This window comes from Sphingobacterium sp. UBA1897, assembly GCF_002337775.1.
Lineage (GTDB): Bacteria > Bacteroidota > Bacteroidia > Sphingobacteriales > Sphingobacteriaceae > Sphingobacterium > Sphingobacterium siyangense.
This window is the reverse complement of sequence record NZ_DDGR01000004.1, coordinates 139422-159891: the sequence shown is the minus strand read 5'-3', so window position 1 is coordinate 159891 and position 20470 is coordinate 139422. Positions and strand designations below refer to the sequence as shown.

Genomic DNA, 20470 nt, shown 5'->3' with positions numbered 1-20470 from the left:
CAGCTTTTTTATTTTGTTATTTTTACTATTTCTTGTTTTCTACCCAGTTTACAATAGCCGGATCCAGCGGATTCGTCGCTGAACGGAAGCGATGTACAAGTTTACCGTTCTCATCGATCAAAAACTTTTCAAAGTTCCATTTGATTTCACCTTTAAAATCTGGGTTCTCCTGCGCAGTCAAATACTTAAACAAAGGTGATATTTGATCTCCTTTGACATCGACCTTTTCGGCCATTAGAAAATCAACACCATAATTTTGTTCACAAAACTCTTGAATCTGCGCATTTGACCCTGGTTCCTGTTGTCCAAAATTATTTGCCGGAAAGCCAATAATGACGAGCTTATCGCCAAAGGTTTTGTGCAATTCCTCCAGATCTTTGTACTGTTTTGTGAAACCGCATTTTGAGGCAGTATTCACGATCAATATTTTCTTTCCCTTGAAATCGGACATTTTCACTTCTTGCCCATCAAGTGTCGTAAACTTAAAATCATAAAAATTGGGATTGCCAAATAACATTGACATATACACCATAATAGTTGCAATAATCATATTTAATTATTTTAAAGACTTAACAATGAATTACTCTCTCTTTCCAGTACCGCATCAAAAAGCTCGTTGATAGGAGATTTTAAAATAGTACCTACCTTTATCTGATGTGTTTCACAGACTTCCCGTAAAATTAAATCAAAACTATAAGCAATAGAACCTACAAAGTGACAGGCATATTTATTATAGTCCGGATAGGTCAAAATCGAAGCTTGAACAAATTCTTCGAATCCACTCTTTACCAGATCAATAATAAAGGGATGGGTAATATTATCGGACATGAACGGTGCAAACGATGCTAAGAAAGCATTTGGACGTTCTTTTTGATAAACATTTTTGATGACGATCTCTTTATTTATTCTGTATTTGTTCGCAAATTTTTCGTTCAGATCTTTCGGCATACGGCCATATAGAAAAAGTCTAACGAGATTTTTTCCAAAATATGCCCCCGAGCCCTCATCACCTAATACATAGCCATTTCCATTATGCGATGGCATCAGCTCCTCTCCGTCAAAAAAACTCAAATCAGACCCTGTCCCTAATGTCGCTACATAACCTTTTTTATTACCACAGGTCGCTAAGGCACTACCAAAAAGATCATTCTCAACAGAAATGTAAGCATTTTCGAATAAGGGTGTCAATGCATTTGAAACCATTTCCCGACGATCAGGCGTAATGCATCCTGCACCAAAAAAATACAACTCAGTAACTTCATCGGCGTAGGGAATAATTTCGGGTATCTCCTTAATAACACGTGTGATTTCCTTTTCATTCACAAAAAAAGGATTGAGTCCATTTGTACTGAATGAGATAGGCGCACTATCTGGCAATTCCAACTTCCAATCCGACTTTGAAGAGCCGCTATCAACAACTAAGATCATACAAATTCTTGATTATTTTCCCCCTATAAACTACTGTATCAAACTTAGCAAAAATTCTGATAAAAAACAGATTTTTTGCTTCATCTCCCCAGCCAAATAAAAACCGGTATTTCATCCAAAGCAGCTATTATGCCTATCGATTTACACCTCATTTCTTAAATAAATTTATGTATATTGGAGGGTACTATTAGCTGCTTCCCGTCATTGTTCTTTTTCTACTGAAGGAACAATGACGAAGCACGCTGATTCATAATTGTAGAACCAACAATCTATTTTTTTGTTTGGTTAAGCGTACGATACTTTTAATTTTGTAAGCTCATACTAAAATCATCTTTCATGGACAGTGACCATTTCAGTATACCCGAAATACATTTTGAGGTATCATTTTCAGAAGCACAAGCTCATTATATCGAAGTAAAAATGAGCATCGCAAAGCTCAACCAGCCTTATGTCGATCTAAAAATGCCGGTCTGGTCTCCTGGATCTTATTTAATTCGTGAATATGCTAAAAACGTAGAACGATTTCGATCATTTGACAAAACAGGAAATACAATTGCCTACCAGAAAATTTCAAAGAACACCTGGCGAATACCCACAGAATCTTTGGATCAGATCGAAGTCATCTACGCCATATACGGTTTTGAAGTTTCTGTGCGTACCAACTTTTTCGATAGTGACCATGCTTTTATTGTGCCTACGGCAACTTTCTTTCATATCGATGGCCGTATAGACAATCCTTCGACAATCAGCATAGCACTAAAAGATTCGTGGGCAAGTATATCAACTGGACTCCAACAAATTGAAGAACGTACGTTTTATGCGCCAAATTTTGACATATTATATGATACACCCATCGAAGCTGGTAATCAGGATGTCTGGAAATTCCAAGCTGCCGGTGTCGAACATGAATGCGCCATGGTCGGGGGTGGAAGCTATGATAAAGAACGCCTGACGAAAGATATCACACGTATCGTCGAAGAAGAAACCCGCATCTGGGGTTCAAACCCCAATGAGCGATATGTCATTATTACCCACAACTACCAATCTGGAGGTGGAGGTCTAGAACATCTCAATTCAACAGTATTGGGAGCCTCGAGAAATGCCTATCTAAATGAGACCAGCTACAAAAACTATTTGAGTCTCGTTGCACATGAGTATTTTCACCTATGGAATGTGAAACGCTTACGTCCAAAAGCATTAGGACCGTTTAATTACGATGCCGAAAACTATACCACCGGCCTCTGGATCATGGAAGGATTCACTTCGTACTATGATAATTTAATTATTAAACGCTGTGGATTCTATGATGAAAAAGAGTATCTCGCTTTGCTAGCCAACGATTTCAACATTGTATTAAACCGCCCTGGGCATACGATACAGTCTGCTGCCGCCTCAAGTTTCGATACCTGGATTAAATATTATCGGCCTGATGAAAATTCGATGAATTCTGGAATTTCCTATTACAACAAAGGTGCAATGCTGACAGCATTGTTGGATATTAAAATTATTGCCGCTACAGAAGGTAGGCTAAAATTGGATGATGTTATCCGCGAGGCTTATGAGGAGTTCTACCTAAAACTTGATCGTGGATTTGAAGAAAACGAATTGAGAAGCCTTGCTGAGCGTATCGCAGGCACTTCGCTGGACGACATTTTCAATGCTGCTCATCAGGACGGAGAACTGGAATACAACGATTATTTTAATCTCGTTGGTTATGAAATTGTTGATACCAATGTTAATAACAACACGTTGACACTAGGTATTACAACCAATAAAGTGGATGGGCTAATTTCGGTAGCGACAGTGGAAAAAGATTCTGGTGCATATGATGCCGGATTAAGTGTAAAAGACGAACTAATTGCAATTAATAGTAACAGGCTCGATGTTAAGGACAAGGAAATTGATTTCATTGTTCAACATGCCAAAGAGGGGGAGATATTAAACTTCCTGGTGGCACGAGATGGTTTAGTGCGGGAAATCCCTGTTCAAATCAAAAAGAGCAATAAAAAGATATACGAAATCCGTCCGCTCAAAGAACAAACCTTTCTACAGGAATTGCTAGGTAAAATCTGGATGGCTTAACACGGAAGTATTATCATTAAAAAAAGAATAGCGGGAAATCCCGCTATTCTTTTTTTAAAATTTATATCTTACCGAAAAACCGATCGGATCAAATAATTTGATACTGGATTCGTTTAGAAAATCGAAATATGGTTTTACATCCAATGAGATTTGAAACGGTGCCTGCGGAATATTATATTCAATACCTACGATACCGTCAATACTTAGATTAAGCTGTGAATCAAATGAATGGCGCTGACCATCTATAATTTTGTCTTTCTCCTTATAAGAACCGATACTACCACCAAAACCATAATACCAATTAAACCCAGCAGTCAATGGTTTATAGATTTCATATAAACCCACAACGCGGAAACGGCGAAAATCAGAATTGCTCTGAATACTCATAATTCCTTCCAATGCATGGTCCGAGTTAAGCGTGTGACGATATGTAATTCCCTGAGCAGACCCGAAACGTCCACCAATAGCACCCTTATTGTCCAACTGAGCCATAGCTCTATTGGATAATGCTCCAAACATCAGCATTCCACCGACAGCCAAAAATATTTTTTTCATAAAAATCGTACGCTTTTTTTGCTTTACATTTTTCCAAACATAGATAAATTGCTTTTTATATGCAATATAATTGCAGTGCACATAAAAAACTATTTACCAGAACTTCCCCTACGAAGGACCTTTTCAATAGGGTAAATATCCATTACAGCTATAACGAAACAATGTTTAATTTGTTATGACAATAATCCCAAATTATCCAACTTTATTTCTGTATATTTAGGTCAATACAGCATGTAGTAGTAACCAAATAAACTCAAGTGATATGGGCAGAATTTTTGACTTTATAACCTTATATAAAGAAAAATACGCAAAGGACATCATGGTGGCAGGGCGAGATGGAAATGGCCAGTGGAAGACGTATTCTACCAAAGAATACACCGACGCAATTGACACCTTAAGCAGGGCGTTACTGAAACTAGGTCTCAAAAAAGGTGATCGGGTAGGGATCATGTCCGGCAACAGACCCGAGTGGAATTTAGTTGATTTTGCCTGCAATCAAATAGGTCTTGCAACTGTCCCCCTCTATCCCACTTTATCCGCACAGGATCTTTCGTTTATTGTAAATGACTCGGATGTCAACGTACTATTTGTCAGCAACAGAGAATTGACGGACCGTATTGAACAAGCCATCAAGGAGCACGGTATACACCCACAACTGTATACATTTGATGCTATTGAAAATTATACGCAGCTAAAAACATTCATCGAAACAGCAAAAGATGACACAACCGACCTGGCTCCACTTCGAGAGGCTGTTACAGAAGAAGATCTATTAACACTGATCTACACTTCAGGTACCACAGGACGCCCTAAAGGCGTATACCTGTCCCACAAAAACGTATACAGCAACGTCTTGGCATGCAATCATCTCATCCGATCGGATTTCAAAACGGCACTTAGCTTTCTTCCGCTATGCCATATTTTTGAACGCATGGTGGTATATATGTACTATTCGAAAGGAATCCAGATCTATTTTTCCGAGACCTTAGACAATGTTGTTGCCGATATCAACGATGTCAAACCGGATGTATTCACCACCGTACCCCGTGTCCTGGAGAAAGTATACGATAAGATTATTGAAAAAGGGAAAGCCTTAACTGGATTAAAAAAGAAAATTTTCTTCTGGGCTGTTGATCTTGGCTTGAAATTTCAAGAACCAGAACATAATGGACCACTTTACAATCTCAAACTTGCGATCGCTAGAAAACTGATATTTTCGAAATGGCAAGAAGCTCTTGGCGGAAATATTAAGATCATTGTATCCGGTGGAGCAGCTCTTCAAGAGCGTTTAGCGCGTGTATTCTGGGCCGCTGGACTTAAAGTACTTGAGGGATACGGCCTGACTGAAACATCTCCGGTTATTGCTGTAAACTCCTACTTACCCAATGGGTTGAAATTTGGGACTGTAGGCAAACCCCTGAAAAACTTAGAAGTTAAAATCGCTTCAGATGGTGAGATTCTTGTCAAGGGCCCTAGTATCACGACAGGCTATTATAAAAATGAAGAAGCCACAAAAGAAGCTTTTGACGATAATGGTTTTTTCAAGACGGGCGATATTGGAGAAATTACATCCGATGGTTTCCTAAAAATAACCGATCGAAAAAAGGAAATGTTTAAGACTGCAGGTGGTAAATATATCGCGCCCCAATCCATTGAAAACAAACTCATGGAGTCTACATTAATCGGACAAGTCATGGTTTTTGGAGAAAATAGAAAATTTCCCGGAGCCTTGATTGTTCCTGCATTTGATGTGCTATCCAAATGGGCAAACCAAAAAGGTATTACCAGCGGTTCAAACGAAGAAATCATCAAAAATCCGGAAGTAATCCAAAAATATCAAGAAGAAATTAACCGATTATCTACTAACTTTGGACATTGGGAAATTGTCAAGAAATTTATTCTTCTTCCAAAGGAATGGACAATCAACGACGGTCAATTGACGCCAAAATTGAGTCTAAAACGAAAAATTATTTTAAAAGAGAACGAAGGAGCAATCGACAAATTGTATCAGGAACAAAACCAAGAGTAACAATTTGCACGATTATTGGAGCTGATCATCTTATTATGAAGCACGTTACACTACGAGATTTATTTACACTCGCCTACTGGAAAAACATTTGGCATGTCTTAATTGATGCCTTTAATGGATTCAATGATGACAAATGTATGAAGAAGAGTGCTTCATTGGCTTATTATACCGTCTTCTCCATCGGCCCACTTCTTATGATTGTTATCTGGTGTATTGGATTTTTCTATGGAGAACATCTTCAAAGTGGATCTTCAGCGCAAGATCAGGTGCTGGAGGAGGTCATGGTTCTTTTTGGTCAGGATGTGACCACACAGATCCAGTCCTATCTTCAGAAGATAACTTTCGAGAATAAATCTAATATGGGGATCACAATAGGTATCGTTACATTGATTCTATCCTCCACAACCTTATTCGTTGATATACAGGATTCAATAAACAATATCTGGAAAGTAAAACCGAAACCAAAAAAGGGATGGCTAAAATTAATCATCAACAGGCTGATTTCTTTTTCCATCGTCATCGCCCTTGGTTTTTTGCTAATTGCCTCACTCATGATCAACGGAGTTATCGTTGCTGTGACCAATTTAGTCATGACTTATTTTCCTTTTATTCCGATTGCACTCATTTCATGGGTGAATACGGGTATCACATTTTCGGTCATTGTCATTTTATTTGGCTTTATCTTTTCCTTCCTTCCGGATGCTAAAGTAAAATTCAGAGACATGCTTGGTGGAGCTATCTTTACAGGCTTACTTTTTATGTTAGGCCGGTACGGCATTTCAATCTATCTGAATCTTTCCTCCACAGCCAGCTTTTACGGAGCTGCGGGATCAATAATTGTTATGTTATTATGGATCTACTATTCGGCTGCAATATTGTATTTTGGCGCAGAATTCACCAAATTTTATGCGATCAAATTTGGTGCAGGCATTATTCCGTCCACATTTGCAGTAGCGGTTGAACAAACGGAAAAAGTTAAAAAAACAGGCAGCGACGCCGAAGCACATGTTGGAGACACTATTCAGGTCTTAAAATAAGTCGTCTATTTTTTCTCTTTTTTGCCACTAATGGAACCATCGATACCAATGACATTGATGACTTTATCCCCAATTTGTGTAATATCGGATTTTAATCCCACCATAACGGTAAAAATATTCACAGGAGTGTCCTGAATCTTCCTAAAATTATGGAGATAACCAAGCTCAAGTCCTAAAAAGAAGCCGTTAAATTTATAATCTGCCCCAGCACCTATTTTGCTGGAGAAATTCAGGTGATTTTTATTTTCCATCTTAATAAGCTTTTGGTCCGCGAGTACATTTGCCCTTGGCTCACTCGTCAATCCTACACCGGGACCTACAAAACCATAGATATTCAATAATCGCATCTGCTTCCTAATGCCCCCCGAAAATGAAAGGGTATAGAAATTGGTATTTGCGTCTTCGATACGATACTCAAAATTCGGATCGACCAATCGCTGCTTATACTTGAATGAAAGTGTATAAAGTGTGGGGGACACAAAAAACATTGGATTTTTCAGCGAGATATCCAAACCAATACTACCAGAAAACTTTGGCGAAAGTATATCTTTGGTTTTTCCGATCGGGAAGCCCATTCCCGTTGTTCCCCAATAGTAAACTTTTCGATAATGTATCGTATCAACACCGCCCTGAGCCCGCGCGAAAGTCCAACACAAAGAAAAAAGAAGAAAAGTAAAAAAGAAATGTTTCATTTAAATGCGTTCAATATTGAATAACAACAATATTAAACGCATTTTGTTCAAAAAAACCGTCAGGCTACAGATAACTTTTTGATTGTGGTCCTTGATTGAATAGCAAATCGATAATGCTTAAATCGGGATAAAATCCATTTTTATCAGAAAAAACCTGATAATATTCTTTTGGATCACGCAATACACTTTCTTTTTTAGGATGGATCAGGTTACGGAAATCGATCATTTCCGAAGGCGCAGCAACATACTCTTCTGTAAACCCTATTGCTCGTTTAAGTTTGATCGATTTTAGAATGAGTTCTAATTGAGCAACATTAAAGTCTACCAAATACGCAAACTTTTCCTCATAGAATCGTATAAAATCATCTTCATAATATTCAAAATATGCAGAGCTACGGTAAGCTGTCTGAATACTTAGCCAATGTAAACGCTGCCAGTCAAACTCATAGCTTATCCGAATATCTTTCATAGGAACACGTTCTTTATTGCCATGTTGAATGGGTACGATCAAATCCTGCACACCATTTGCTGAAGCAATACGCGCCCGCGTACGATAACTCTGCTTTTGAAAATGCTCATATTTCTCGATGATCAAAGGAAGATTATGCTCTTGTATCGTATGAAAATAGGATATTGGTGGAAGATAACATGCCGGAAGTAATAACTGCGATTCCATAAAAACTGATGATTTTTGTTATAAGTGACGCAAAAATAACTTAAATTAAGGATATTTGTAAAGAACACTGGGAATTTTAGCTATAGCATGAAACAAAAAGCGTTAAACGCATTAATCTATATCATCTCTCTTCTCCCCTATTGGTTTCTATATTTGATCTCCGATGGGCTTTATTACATACTCTACTATATTATTGGATATAGGAAGAATATTGTATTTCAGAACTTAAAAAATGCTTTTCCAGAAAAAACGGATAAAGAACGTCTGGTGATTGCCAAAAAGTTTTATCGTTTTTTCCCGGATCTCCTTGTCGAATCGATCAAATTGAAAACGATTACCGCTGAGGAAGTCAAGAAAAAGATGACTTTGGAAGATGTAGAAGAATTGACGAAACACCTCGAAGCGGGCAAAAACGTAATCGGGGTGACCTCACATTATGCCAATTGGGAGCTGGGTATTCACCGTTTGAGCTTAATTACAAACTTCCCTACGCTGATTGTATACAAACCACTCAATAACAAAGATATTGACACAGTGTACAATGATATGCGAGGAAGGTTTGGCGCCGAAATGGTACCAATGAAACAAATACTCCGTCATATCGTAAAGTTGAAAGGCCAGCCCAATATCAGTATACTCGTTGCCGATCAAACACCGCTGTATTCGGATTCCGATTATTTTATTAATTGGCTAAATCAGGAAACATTGGTCTATACAGGAGCCGAAAGACTTTCTAGAATAAGTAAAGCGCCTGTGGTCTATTGCTATATCGGAAGAAAGCCCAAAAGAGGGCAATATTTCTGTAAATTCGTTACTTTAATCGAAGATCCAAGTGGCTTTGGAGAACATGAAATTACCGATATACACAATCAATTTGCTGAACAGCTTATTCGTGAAAACCCAGAATATTGGTTATGGTCACATAATCGCTGGAAAAGAAAACGTAGAAAATGAGTAAATTACCAAAAGTAGCTGTCGTTATCCTCAATTGGAATGGCCGATTTTTCCTGGAAAAATTTTTACCATCCGTATATAACAGTTCGTATCCGAATGTCGAATTTGTCATTGGAGACAATGCCTCCGATGATGATTCAATTTCATTTGTGAAACAGTACTATCCGACGATTACTATCCTTGAAAATGACAAAAACTATGGCTTCGCGGGAGGTTATAACAAAATACTGCAGCGTGTAGATGCTGATTACTATGTACTTCTCAATTCGGATGTTGAAGTGAGCCAAAACTGGATTGAGCCAGTGATTGAATACTTGGAAAGAAACCCTTCCCTGGCAGCAGCACAGCCCAAAATACGTTCATTTCATGACAAGCAGAAGTTCGAACATGCCGGAGCGGCCGGTGGCTATCTGGATTACTTTGGCTTTCCTTTCTGTAAAGGTAGAATCCTACATGAAGTAGAAGATGATGCGGGACAGTACGATAATGAATCCGAGATTTTCTGGGCATCTGGAGCTGCACTTTTTATTCGCTCTGACGCCTGGAAAGAGGCAGATGGTCTTGACGAAGATTTCTTTGCTCATATGGAGGAAATCGATCTATGTTGGCGATTAAAGAAAATGGGCTATGGCATAGGCTATTGTCCGAAATCTATTGTTTATCATGTAGGTGGGGGAACCCTCAATGCAAGTAATCCCAAAAAGACTTACCTCAATTTTAGGAATAACATGGTCATGCTGCAAAAAAACCTGCCGCTAGGCAAAGCCATATGGATTATTTTCATCAGGCTTTGGTTTGACTTTGCAGCCCTTGCTAAATTTCTGATCGACAGGAAACCCAAGGATGCCTGGGCAATCAGTCGTGCACATCAGTATTTCTTCTTGAATATTTTCAAAAATGCTAAAAAACGAAAAAAATACAAGGTGAAAGAAAATACAAAAGGGCAGTACACAAAATCGATTATCATTGATTTTTACACAAATAACAAACATAAATTTTCTCAGCTAAATCCAGAGGATTTCAAATAGCGTATTATTTCCTTGTAACATAAAATGCAGAAAAACGCATTTTCAAAATAAAGCAGTCATTACGACAAGATTCTTTATTTATTTTATTTAAACGTACTTTTTATTTGTAATTTTGCAAAATGTTGGTGATGGATATTGAAAAAAAGATAAAAGACTTAACGGCAGAGCTCAACCATTATAACTATCAATACTATGTATTGGCGAACAGTGTTATTTCGGACTACGACTTCGACCTTAAATTAAAGGAACTCGAAGCGCTGGAAGCTCAATATCCCAACTTTGCCGACCCCAACTCCCCTACACAACGTGTTGGTGGAGACATTACCTCCCGATTTCAAACGGAAAAGCACCGCTGGCCAATGCTTTCATTGGGCAACACATACAATCAGGAGGAGTTACTTGACTTCGACCAGCGAATCCGCAAAATCATCGGCGATCAGTTCGAATATGTCTGTGAATTAAAATTTGACGGTTTATCCATCAGCTTGACTTATGAAAATGGCCTACTAAGTAAAGCCGTTACGCGCGGTGATGGTACACAAGGCGATGTTGTCACAAACAATGTTAAAACCATTCGTTCTATCCCGATCAAACTCAAAGAAGGAGATTATCCAGATCAATTCGAAATACGAGGTGAAATATTTATGCACAAATCAGCTTTTCTCCGCCTGAATAAGGAACGAGCCGATAATGAGGAGCAAACCTATGCCAACCCAAGAAATTTCGCTTCTGGAACCATCAAACTCCAAGATTCTGCTGAAGTTGCAAAACGCCCATTGGACTGTTTCCTTTACTTTTTGTACTGCGAAAACAGAACAAATCTATTTCACGACCATTGGAATAGCTTAAACCATGTCAAAGACTGGGGATTTCACGTCAGCGAGCATAGCAGAAAATGCATCACGTTAACCGATGTTTTTGCATTTATTGACTACTGGGATGTCGAACGTCATAACTTAGGTTATGAAATTGATGGAATTGTTATTAAAGTAAATGATTACGCACAACAGGAGGAACTTGGCTTTACAGCCAAAAATCCACGTTGGGCAATATCCTATAAATTCAAAGCAGAGCGTGTAGAAACCACGCTGAACTCGATTAGTTATCAAGTTGGACGTACCGGCGCTGTTACACCTGTTGCCAATCTTCAACCTGTACAACTGGCAGGCACAACGGTAAAACGCGCTTCCTTACACAATGCAAATGAAATCGCACGTCTCGACCTACACGAAGATGACACTGTCTTTGTAGAAAAAGGGGGCGAAATTATACCTAAAATAATTGGGGTAAACCTCGAGAAAAGATTAGCAGGATCAACAAGTTTTGTCTACCCCACATCTTGTCCGGAATGCGACACAGCACTTATACGACAAGAAGGGGAAGCCGTACACTACTGCCCTAATGAAACTGGGTGCCCGCCACAAATTGTTGGCAAAATGCAGCATTTTATCGGACGAAAAATGATGGACATCGAGGGAATGGGAGACGAGACCGTGGATACTTTCTTCAAGAAAGGTTTGTTACGCAATATCGTTGACATCTATGGCCTAAAAGATCATCAAGATGACCTGCAACAACTGGAACGTTTCGGTCAAAAATCAATCGATAACATGCTCAACGGCATCGAAAAATCCAAAGAAAAACCTTTTGAAAAAGTCTTATTTTCGCTTGGAATACGTCATGTCGGCGAGACGATTGCAAAAAAATTAGCTCAGCATTTCAAAAATATTGATGCACTCGCGCAAGCCTCGACAGAGGAAATCGAAGGAGTACAAGACATTGGACGCCGTATTGCGGAGAGTGTCAAAGAATACTTAGACAATCCAATTCATCAACAACAGATTGTTGCACTGAGAAATTATGGCTTAAATTTCGAAATTGAGGAAAAGGAGATCATCCTTGCGAGCAATTCACTTGAAGGGAAAACCTTCCTGATTTCTGGTGTATTTGCAGACCATTCACGTGAAGAGCTAGCAGCAGTAATTGAAAGCAATGGCGGAAAGATGTTATCTTCCATTTCTGCCAAATTAAGCTACCTCGTAGCGGGAGATAAAATGGGACCGTCCAAACTAGCGAAGGCAGAAAAATTGGGTATCCCGATGATTAATGATAAAGAACTATTTGATCTCATTAATCCCAAGTAAGTTTTTTTAATTAAATTTATATAAATACAAAAACAAGATGAACGAGCTTCACGGCGCAGGAGTAGCATTGGTCACTCCTTTTAACTCAGATGAATCTGTTGATTTCGAAGCATTAGGTCAGCTAATTGACTTGCAAATCAACGAAGGTATGGATTATTTGGTTTCTTTAGGTACAACTGGAGAAGTTGCCACTTTAACCAATGATGAACGAAAGCGTATCTGGGATTTTACTGTCAAGCGCGTGAACGGTAGACTTCCTTTGGTTGCTGGAATTGGCGGTAATAATACGGCCGAAATTGTGGAACAAATTAAGGACTTTGATCCAACAGGCTTCTGTGCAATTTTATCCGTATCTCCTTATTATAACAAACCAACACAAGAAGGCATTTACCAGCATTACAAGGCTGTTTCAAACGCCTCTCCACTTCCGGTTATTTTATACAATGTGCCTGGGCGTACGGGCAGCAATATAACAGCACAGACAACATTACGACTGGCCAATGATTTTTCCAATATCGTAGCCATCAAAGAAGCTTCTGGAAATTTTGCGCAATTCAACGAAATTCTACGGGATAAACCTACGGGATTTCTATTGATCTCCGGAGATGATCCGGTTACCTTGCCGATGATGTCTCTTGGAGCTGCTGGTATCATTTCAGTGATTGGAAACGCATTACCGAAAAAGGTTGCCACATTAGCTAAGTTATGCGCTGAAGGCAATTATGCGGAAGCTAGATCGATCCATAATGAACTCCTTGACATTACAGATCTGTGTTTTATTGAAGGAAACCCTGCTGGTGTAAAATATATTTTACAGGAATTGGGGATCGGAAAAGATCAATTACGACTTCCTTTAGTCCCTGTTAGCGAGAAAATACAGGCAGCTATCAAAGAAGAATTAAAGAAATTGAACTAAAATATAGCCTAGTTCGGTTGAGAAAAGTTTAGATCCCTCCAAAGGATCTAAACTTTTTTATTTCAAAGCTTTGCAACATAACAATATAATAACTACCTTTGCACTTCCACAAAAGTGGAATTTTAAATAACAAAATTAATTAACACAATGCAACAGTACGAATCTGTAATCGTTCTTACCCCGTTGCTTTCTGATGATGCTGCGAAAGAAGTAATCGCAAAATTCAAAAACATCTTAACAGAAGGCGGAGCCGAGATTGTCGCTGAAGACAATTGGGGTTTGAAAAAATTAGCGTATCCAATCCAGAAAAAAACTACTGGATTTTATCACTTAACTGAATTCAAGGCTCCAGGTGAATTAATCAATAAATTAGAGGTTGAATACAAACGTGATGAGCGCATTATGCGTTTCTTGACTGTAAGCTTAGACAAACATGCTAAAGCATACAACGAGAAAAAACGTAGCGGTGCATTCAACAAAAAAGCTGAAACTAAAACTGAGGAGGGCGCAAACTAATGGCTAACGAAAATATCCAATACGTAACTGCTCCTAAAGTAGAGGACAACCGTAAAAAGTACTGTCGTTTCAAAAAGAATGGTATCAAATATATCGATTATAAAGATGCTAACTTCTTGATGAAATTTGTAAATGATCAAGGTAAAATCTTACCTCGTCGTTTAACTGGTACATCTTTGAAATTTCAACGTAAAGTAGCTCAAGCTGTTAAACGTGCTCGTCACATCGGCTTATTACCTTACTTAGCTGATGCAATTAAATAAGGAGGACGATAGAAAATGGAAGTAATTTTAAAACAAGATATTAAAGGCTTAGGTGAGCAAAACGATATCGTTAATGTAAAGCCAGGTTTCGGTCGTAACTACTTAATCCCGCAAGGATTTGCTATCCAAGCGACTGAATCTGCAAAGAAAGTTTTAGCTGAGAACATCAAACAAGCTCAGTTCAAACAAGAAAAAATCAAAAAAGACGCTACTGAATTAGCTGGTAAATTGGAAGCTATTAAACTTTCAATCGGTGCTAAAGCAGGTGAATCTGGTAAAATCTTTGGTAAAGTAAACAGCATTCAAATTGCTGATGCGTTGAAAGCAAAAGGTTTTGATGTAGATCGTCGTCGTATCACTTTCGAAGTAGAACCTAAAGAATTAGGTGAATACATCGCAAACTTAAACTTACACAAAGAAGTGAAAGTTCAAGTTCCTTTCGAAGTAATTGCTGAATAATTCAGTTTATTTAGTCAATAATAAAAAGCGGCTATCCGAAAGGATAGCCGCTTTTGTTTTTACCCATACTTTAGCCAAAAAAAAACTCGCGTTACGGAGAGCAACGCGAGGCATAATCTAGGGTATTTGAAAGGGAAAATCTTTGTCAATTTCTATTTTTTTTCAAAAAAAACAACTCCTAAATCATCGAGTCAAAAAAAATAATATCAAAATCGAAAAATCGAAACAAATTCTTTTCGAAAACCAATTTCAATACTCAAAAGAAGTAAAAAATATTGATTTTTGCAAATAAAATTTATTTTTTATCAAAAAATAAACACAAACACACAAAAATTAATAATAAAATCACATTGAAACGCAAAAACACTAAAAACACAATGCGTTATACCATTAAAAAACAAAATAAATACACAAACACACACCAAAACAAATAAAATACAGGTATAAAACAACAAAAACTAGAAATAAAATAAAAAATAGAATTTTTAAAACAAAAAAAAGCCTGAAATATTATATTTCAGGCTTTTTTGTCATTATTTAGCTAAGTTATGCTAATTGTTTTTCTAATTTCTCGTTCAATACTGATTTTGGAACGGCTCCAATTTGTTTATCAACAATTTCTCCATTTTTAAAGAACAATAAAGCTGGAATATTACGAATGCCATAACGAACAGAAATCTCTGGATTTTCATCCACATTTACTTTTCCTACAACAGCTTTACCTTCATAATCCTTAGCCAGTTCTTCAACCACAGGACCTACCATACGGCAAGGACCACACCATTCTGCCCAAAAATCAATTAATACTGGTTTGTCTGCTTTTAAGACAACTTCTTCAAAGTTGCTATCTGTAATTTCTAATGCCATAATCTTTTAATTTTATAAACCGAAGTTATATCTTTAATACTATTTAATTGCTAAAATCAATAAACAAAGATAGTAACAACTACCAATGTATTTGTAATCTTAATTACACAAATTCCAATCCAAACTAATTCAATCGGTAATTTATCCCTTCAAACTTATCTATACAGTCCAAAAATTCATTTGTTAGGTTTATTTTCAGACTTTTAGCTGGCATTTCGACAGATATTTCATCTTGGGGATCCCAAATTTTAAACTTTAATTGACAATTTGGCACAACCCCCTCAATCTCATTTTGCGCCAGTATATCTTTGATTCCGTCAAGAAATGCCTCGTTCAACTTAGGTAAAGGAATATTAATCGTAAAACTCTTTGCCATCTTCTCACGAAGATCGGAAAGCAACTGTACACTGCGCAGCTCAAAGCCCCAATTTCCAACCTGCCTGAAACGTTCCTGTACCAAACCTCGTAATTGCACAAAATAGCCTTCTTGCAAATACCCCTTCAATTTGACGTATTCTTCGCCAAAAACTGCCATATCATAAGAATCACTATAATCTTCTATGATAAACGACGCAAAAGGCTTACCAGTCTTCGTCAATCGATGGTTTGCCGATGCGATAATACCACCAATCACCAATTCTTTATTCTTGATTCGATTAAACTCAAGTAAAGTCTCTTCATCGACCTCTGCCGCTTTAACTTTATTGATCAATGCCAAATCTGAAACCGAATTCTGACAAAAATGTTCTATCTCAAACCGGTATGTATCTAAGGGGTGACTGGTCAAATAAATACCGATAACATCTTTTTCATATTTAAGCTTTTCAATCAATCCCCATTGCGGACAGGGTGCCAAAACAGGTTCCGGCAATTCTGCAGCACCACCTACACCAAACAAGCTCGCCTGGGCCGAACTTTCATTTTCTTTAAAACGCTGGCCGAATCGTATTGCCTTTTCCATTCCTGTAGAACTTTCATCCGAATGAAAATACTGTGCACGATGCGTATTATCGAAACTATCAAAACCACCAGCATAAGCCAGACTCTCGAAAGCTTTCTTGTTGACCGCACGAAGATCAATCCGTTTGGCCATATCGAAAACAGATTTATACAATCCTGATTGTCGAGTTTGCACGATAGCATCTACTGCTCCTGCCCCAACACCTTTAACTGCACCTATCCCAAAACGAATAGCTCCAGACTCATTTACTGTAAACTTATAATAGGATTCATTCACATCAGGACCAAGTACCTCTAGTCCCATACGTTTACATTCCTCCATAAAGAATGTCACCTGCTTGATGTCATTCATATTGTTAGAAAGTACCGCAGCCATATATTCCGCTGGAAAATGCGCTTTCAAATAGGCTGTTTGATAAGCAACCCAAGCATAACAGGTAGAATGGGATTTATTAAACGCATAACTTGCAAAAGCTTCCCAGTCGGTCCAGATCTTCTCCAAAACTTTTGCATTATGTCCTTTCTCCTCTGCCTGCGACACAAACTTAGGCTTCATCTTATCCAGTACCGCCTTTTGCTTCTTACCCATGGCCTTACGCAAAACGTCGGCATCACCTTTCGAAAATCCAGCTAACTTTTGAGACAAAAGCATTACCTGCTCCTGGTATACCGTAATTCCATACGTTTCTTTCAAATATTCCTCACAGGCATCCAAATCGTAAACAATAGGATCTATACCATGCTTACGCTTAATAAAACTTGGAATATACTCTATTGGACCCGGGCGATAAAGTGCATTCATCGCAATCAAATCGGCAAATACCGTCGGCTTAAGGTCTCGCATGTATTTCTGCATTCCAGGAGATTCATACTGAAACACCCCGATGGTCTCTCCACGTTGAAAGAGCTCATAAGTAAGCTCATCGTCGATCGGAAATTGATCCGGATCCAGCACGATACCATGGCTTAATTTGACATTTTCGACTGTATCTTTAATCAGTGTCAGTGTCTTTAAACCCAAAAAGTCCATTTTCAGCAAACCGGCACTTTCAACAACGTGGTTATCGAACTGCGTCACATAAAGATCCGAGTCTTTTGCCAAAGAAACAGGAACGAAATTAGTAATATCGTCTGGCGTAATAATAACACCACAAGCATGGATACCTGTATTTCGGACAGAACCCTCCAAAACCCGGGCCTGTCTGATCGTTTCAGCCTCCAATCCAGCACCATCAGCAATAGATTTCAATCTATTAACAGCTTCAATCTCCTCAGTTCTCAGCTTTTCCTTTAAGCCGGCATCATCTAAAGTAAAAATCTTGGATAATTTAAGATTCGGAATCAGCTTGGCAATCTCATTGGCATCACCCAAAGGTAAGTCCAATACACGCGCTGTATCTTTGATGGATGACTTCGCTGCCATTGTACCATAGGTAATAATCTGGGCAACCTGACTAGCGCCATATTTATTGATTACATATTGCATGACACGACCACGCCCCTCGTCATCAAAATCGATATCGATATCCGGCATGGATACACGGTCGGGATTCAAGAAACGCTCAAAAAGCAAATCATATTTAATCGGATCGATATTGGTAATTCCCAAACAATAGGCTACCGCCGAACCAGCAGCAGATCCCCGTCCTGGCCCCACGGAAACTCCCATATCTCGGGCTGCCGCAATAAAATCTTGAACAATCAAAAAGTAACCCGGATACCCCGTTTTCTCGATGGTAGCCAACTCAAAGTCTAGGCGCTCCCGAATATCAGTCGTAATTTCTTCATAGCGTTTCTCCGCCCCCACATAACAAAGATGGGCCAGGTATTTATTTTCACCACGTTTTCCGCCATCTTCAAGATCGGCTTCCACCTGAAATTCTTCGGGTATATCAAATTTAGGCAAAAGGACATCGCGGTTTAACTTAAATATCTCTACCTTATCGACAATCTCCTGAATATTTAGAATCGCTTCAGGCAGATCTTTAAATAAAGCCTTCATTTCATCCGAAGACTTGAAATAATACTCCTGATTCGGTAAACCAAAACGGAACCCTCGTCCTCTACCTTTTGGCGTTGAGAGTTTCTCACCATCCTTTACACACAGCAAAATATCATGTGCATGCGCATCGCCCTTCTTCTCATAATACGTATTATTGGTCGCAACAACTTTAACCTCATATTTACGGGAAAACTTCAGCAAGGTTTGGTTCACACGATCCTCATCTTCCTGACCATGACGCATCAATTCCAGGTAAAAATCATCCCCAAATTGTTCTTTCCACCACAGCAAAGCTTCTTCGGCCTGGCTCTCACCAATATTCAGTATTTTATTCGGCACCTCGCCTTGTAAGTTACCTGACAGCGCAATAACATCTTCCTTGTATTGAAGAATAAGATCTTTATCAATCCGCGGCACATAATAGAACCCAGACGTATAAGCAAAAGAAGCCAGTTTAGCCAGATTATGGTACCCGCGTTTATTTTTCGCCAATAACACAATCTGATAACCATTATCCTTCCTGGACTTATCTTTGTGGTTTTCACAAACAAAAAACTCACAACCAACAATTGGCTTTAAAAGCTGACCAGTAGGCTCCTCTCCATTCTCAACTGCCTCCGCATTTTGTGCTTCAACTTCTTTATTATGGCCTATAACACGAGAAACAAACTCAAAAGCCCCCATCATATTTCCGTGATCCGTTAACGCAACAGCAGGCATATTATCCTTGACCGCTGCCGAAACTAACTTATCGTACGACATCGTCGACTGCAGGATCGAAAACTGAGAGTGGTTATGTAAATGGGCAAATTTGGCATCCTTTAAAGCTGCTAACGCGTCCGCATCAACGACAACCTTGACTTCATCTGGCTGAGACCGTTTTCTAATTTCATCAGAAGCTGCTTTTAGGTTGATATGTTTCAGTCCAACAGTAGGTATAGGCCCCGGATTGTTGGTTTTAAAATCGACAAAGTAGCCCGTATCGACCTGAAGTTCTTCGGCAGTGAATACCTCTCTTCTGACAAGCTCCAGAAAACAACGTGTTGTCGCCTCAACGTCGGCTGTTGCATTATGTGCCTCAGCAAACGGCACCCCAAATAAATAGGAATGCAGCTCGGTCAAATTGGGTAATTTAAAACGTCCACCGCGACCGCCCGGAATTTTCAGGAGCTCAGCTGTTACTTCCGTACAGGTATCCAATACAGGCATATTAGCCATATTGGACGCAACACCATAACGGTAAAATTCACAGCCCATGATATTCAAATCAAAACCAATATTTTGTCCAACAACAAACTTGGCTTTGTTCAATGCCACATTAAATTTCTCTAGGACCTCCTGAAGCGGCAATCCCTGCTCTTCTGCCAATGCAGTCGATATGCCGTGTATTTTTTCAGAGTCATAGGGTATATCAAATCCATCTGGCTTAATCAAGAAATCGTGATGTTCGACCAAATTTCCCATCTCATCATGAATCTGCCAAGCCAATTGAATACAGCGAGGCCAATTGTCCGTATCGGTAATTGGTGCGTCCCAACGCTTAGGCAAACCCGTCGTTTCCGTATCGAAAATAATATACATAAAATTCTAACCCTCTTTAATACAACACATTAAATGCAAGACAATTTACATTTTTTTGAACTTGAAATTTACGAAATTATTAGAGAAGATTGTGTCAGATTTTTGCGAAAATCCACTAAAGAAAATCTGGCGTTACACGATACCTTGCAGTTGTTTCGCTTTAACAAGAAACAGCATCATAAACTCCTTGATCTTCCTCTTTTTATGCGCCTCGAAAAGTCGATACCAGGCCAAATCATCAAGCCCTCGAGCTCTTTTTTATCATGTATATCAAAAGATCC

The 20470-nt window shown here is 38.7% G+C and carries 17 protein-coding genes; 10 read left to right on the top strand and 7 right to left on the bottom strand.

Annotated elements, in window-relative coordinates; translation table 11 throughout:
- Positions 1–25: 25 nt before the first annotated feature.
- Positions 26–550: a glutathione peroxidase gene (locus tag B4N43_RS03455; protein WP_075993996.1), complete on the bottom strand. Its 525-nt coding sequence runs from the start codon at positions 548–550 to the stop codon at positions 26–28.
- An 11-nt stretch (positions 551–561) separates the two neighbouring features.
- On the bottom strand, positions 562–1428 hold the full coding sequence (locus tag B4N43_RS03450) for an N-acetylglucosamine kinase (protein WP_088162780.1): 867 nt from the start codon (positions 1426–1428) through the stop codon (positions 562–564).
- A 336-nt stretch (positions 1429–1764) separates the two neighbouring features.
- Between B4N43_RS03450 and B4N43_RS03445 the strand changes: the two genes are divergently transcribed.
- Positions 1765–3510, top strand: a complete 1746-nt coding sequence (locus tag B4N43_RS03445; RefSeq protein ID WP_286732781.1) for a M61 family metallopeptidase — start codon at positions 1765–1767, stop codon at positions 3508–3510.
- A gap of 54 nt (positions 3511–3564) precedes the next feature.
- Here the strand turns inward: B4N43_RS03445 and B4N43_RS03440 are convergent, their stop codons facing one another.
- A complete protein-coding gene (locus tag B4N43_RS03440) occupies positions 3565–4065 on the bottom strand; it encodes a hypothetical protein (protein WP_075994951.1) in 501 nt (166 codons plus the stop codon).
- A gap of 262 nt (positions 4066–4327) precedes the next feature.
- Here B4N43_RS03440 and B4N43_RS03435 point away from each other — a divergent pair, with 262 nt between their 5' ends.
- Positions 4328–6094, top strand: coding sequence for an AMP-dependent synthetase/ligase (locus B4N43_RS03435; RefSeq protein WP_286732777.1), 1767 nt, complete (start codon positions 4328–4330; stop codon positions 6092–6094).
- Between the two features lie 35 nt (positions 6095–6129).
- Complete coding sequence (locus B4N43_RS03430) at positions 6130–7131, top strand: YihY/virulence factor BrkB family protein (RefSeq protein ID WP_145328711.1); 1002 nt, start codon at positions 6130–6132, stop codon at positions 7129–7131.
- A 5-nt stretch (positions 7132–7136) separates the two neighbouring features.
- Here B4N43_RS03430 and B4N43_RS03425 read toward each other — a convergent pair whose 3' ends face one another.
- Both B4N43_RS03425 and B4N43_RS03420 read right to left on the bottom strand, forming a co-directional pair.
- A complete protein-coding gene (locus tag B4N43_RS03425) occupies positions 7137–7823 on the bottom strand; it encodes a hypothetical protein (RefSeq protein ID WP_075994001.1) in 687 nt (228 codons plus the stop codon).
- 64 nt (positions 7824–7887) lie between these two features.
- Positions 7888–8499 carry a WbqC family protein gene (locus tag B4N43_RS03420; RefSeq protein WP_286732772.1) on the bottom strand — a complete coding sequence of 204 codons (612 nt, stop codon included), beginning with the start codon at positions 8497–8499 and terminating at the stop codon, positions 7888–7890.
- Between the two features lie 87 nt (positions 8500–8586).
- Here B4N43_RS03420 and B4N43_RS03415 point away from each other — a divergent pair, with 87 nt between their 5' ends.
- The 7 genes from B4N43_RS03415 to rplI all read left to right on the top strand — a co-directional run bounded on the left by B4N43_RS03415 (position 8587) and on the right by rplI (position 14779).
- Positions 8587–9453: a lysophospholipid acyltransferase family protein gene (locus B4N43_RS03415; RefSeq protein WP_120333360.1), complete on the top strand. Its 867-nt coding sequence runs from the start codon at positions 8587–8589 to the stop codon at positions 9451–9453.
- The gene (locus B4N43_RS03410; protein ID WP_286732770.1) at positions 9450–10481 is read left to right on the top strand and encodes a glycosyltransferase family 2 protein; all 1032 of its coding nucleotides are present in this window, start codon (positions 9450–9452) and stop codon (positions 10479–10481) included. The genes B4N43_RS03415 and B4N43_RS03410 overlap by 4 nt, the downstream gene beginning before the upstream one ends.
- A 119-nt stretch (positions 10482–10600) precedes the next feature.
- Positions 10601–12625 carry an NAD-dependent DNA ligase LigA gene (gene ligA / locus B4N43_RS03405; protein WP_286732768.1) on the top strand — a complete coding sequence of 675 codons (2025 nt, stop codon included), beginning with the start codon at positions 10601–10603 and terminating at the stop codon, positions 12623–12625.
- A gap of 37 nt (positions 12626–12662) precedes the next feature.
- The gene (dapA, locus tag B4N43_RS03400; RefSeq protein WP_286732767.1) at positions 12663–13541 is read left to right on the top strand and encodes a 4-hydroxy-tetrahydrodipicolinate synthase; all 879 of its coding nucleotides are present in this window, start codon (positions 12663–12665) and stop codon (positions 13539–13541) included.
- A gap of 147 nt (positions 13542–13688) precedes the next feature.
- Positions 13689–14057 (top strand): 30S ribosomal protein S6, encoded by a 369-nt coding sequence (gene rpsF, locus B4N43_RS03395; protein WP_046671750.1) that lies wholly within the window; start codon positions 13689–13691, stop codon positions 14055–14057.
- Positions 14057–14320 (top strand): 30S ribosomal protein S18, encoded by a 264-nt coding sequence (gene rpsR / locus B4N43_RS03390; RefSeq protein ID WP_028071347.1) that lies wholly within the window; start codon positions 14057–14059, stop codon positions 14318–14320. The genes rpsF and rpsR overlap by 1 nt, the downstream gene beginning before the upstream one ends.
- 15 nt (positions 14321–14335) lie before the next feature.
- Positions 14336–14779, top strand: coding sequence for a 50S ribosomal protein L9 (gene rplI / locus B4N43_RS03385; RefSeq protein ID WP_046671751.1), 444 nt, complete (start codon positions 14336–14338; stop codon positions 14777–14779).
- A 546-nt stretch (positions 14780–15325) separates the two neighbouring features.
- On the opposite strand, the gene trxA is transcribed toward rplI, so the two are convergent.
- A complete protein-coding gene (gene trxA / locus B4N43_RS03380) occupies positions 15326–15646 on the bottom strand; it encodes a thioredoxin (RefSeq protein WP_046671752.1) in 321 nt (106 codons plus the stop codon).
- A gap of 124 nt (positions 15647–15770) precedes the next feature.
- Complete coding sequence (dnaE, locus tag B4N43_RS03375) at positions 15771–20189, bottom strand: DNA polymerase III subunit alpha (protein ID WP_286732765.1); 4419 nt, start codon at positions 20187–20189, stop codon at positions 15771–15773.
- Positions 20190–20470 lie beyond the last annotated feature (281 nt).

Bases quoted from the DNA above. Each gene is read 5' to 3' on its own strand.
- rpsF (WP_046671750.1), top strand. From the start codon at position 13,689: ATGCAACAGTACGAATCTGTAATCGTTCTTACCCCGTTGCTTTCTGAT.
- trxA (WP_046671752.1), bottom strand. From the start codon at position 15,646: ATGGCATTAGAAATTACAGATAGCAACTTTGAAGAAGTTGTCTTAAAA.
- dapA (WP_286732767.1), top strand. From the start codon at position 12,663: ATGAACGAGCTTCACGGCGCAGGAGTAGCATTGGTCACTCCTTTTAAC.
- B4N43_RS03415 (WP_120333360.1), top strand. From the start codon at position 8,587: ATGAAACAAAAAGCGTTAAACGCATTAATCTATATCATCTCTCTTCTC.
- B4N43_RS03425 (WP_075994001.1), bottom strand. From the start codon at position 7,823: ATGAAACATTTCTTTTTTACTTTTCTTCTTTTTTCTTTGTGTTGGACT.
- B4N43_RS03440 (WP_075994951.1), bottom strand. From the start codon at position 4,065: ATGAAAAAAATATTTTTGGCTGTCGGTGGAATGCTGATGTTTGGAGCA.
- dnaE (WP_286732765.1), bottom strand. From the start codon at position 20,189: ATGTATATTATTTTCGATACGGAAACGACGGGTTTGCCTAAGCGTTGG.
- B4N43_RS03420 (WP_286732772.1), bottom strand. From the start codon at position 8,499: ATGGAATCGCAGTTATTACTTCCGGCATGTTATCTTCCACCAATATCC.
- B4N43_RS03455 (WP_075993996.1), bottom strand. From the start codon at position 550: ATGATTATTGCAACTATTATGGTGTATATGTCAATGTTATTTGGCAAT.
- ligA (WP_286732768.1), top strand. From the start codon at position 10,601: ATGTTGGTGATGGATATTGAAAAAAAGATAAAAGACTTAACGGCAGAG.
- B4N43_RS03410 (WP_286732770.1), top strand. From the start codon at position 9,450: ATGAGTAAATTACCAAAAGTAGCTGTCGTTATCCTCAATTGGAATGGC.
- rplI (WP_046671751.1), top strand. From the start codon at position 14,336: ATGGAAGTAATTTTAAAACAAGATATTAAAGGCTTAGGTGAGCAAAAC.
- B4N43_RS03445 (WP_286732781.1), top strand. From the start codon at position 1,765: ATGGACAGTGACCATTTCAGTATACCCGAAATACATTTTGAGGTATCA.
- B4N43_RS03435 (WP_286732777.1), top strand. From the start codon at position 4,328: ATGGGCAGAATTTTTGACTTTATAACCTTATATAAAGAAAAATACGCA.
- B4N43_RS03450 (WP_088162780.1), bottom strand. From the start codon at position 1,428: ATGATCTTAGTTGTTGATAGCGGCTCTTCAAAGTCGGATTGGAAGTTG.
- rpsR (WP_028071347.1), top strand. From the start codon at position 14,057: ATGGCTAACGAAAATATCCAATACGTAACTGCTCCTAAAGTAGAGGAC.
- B4N43_RS03430 (WP_145328711.1), top strand. From the start codon at position 6,130: ATGAAGCACGTTACACTACGAGATTTATTTACACTCGCCTACTGGAAA.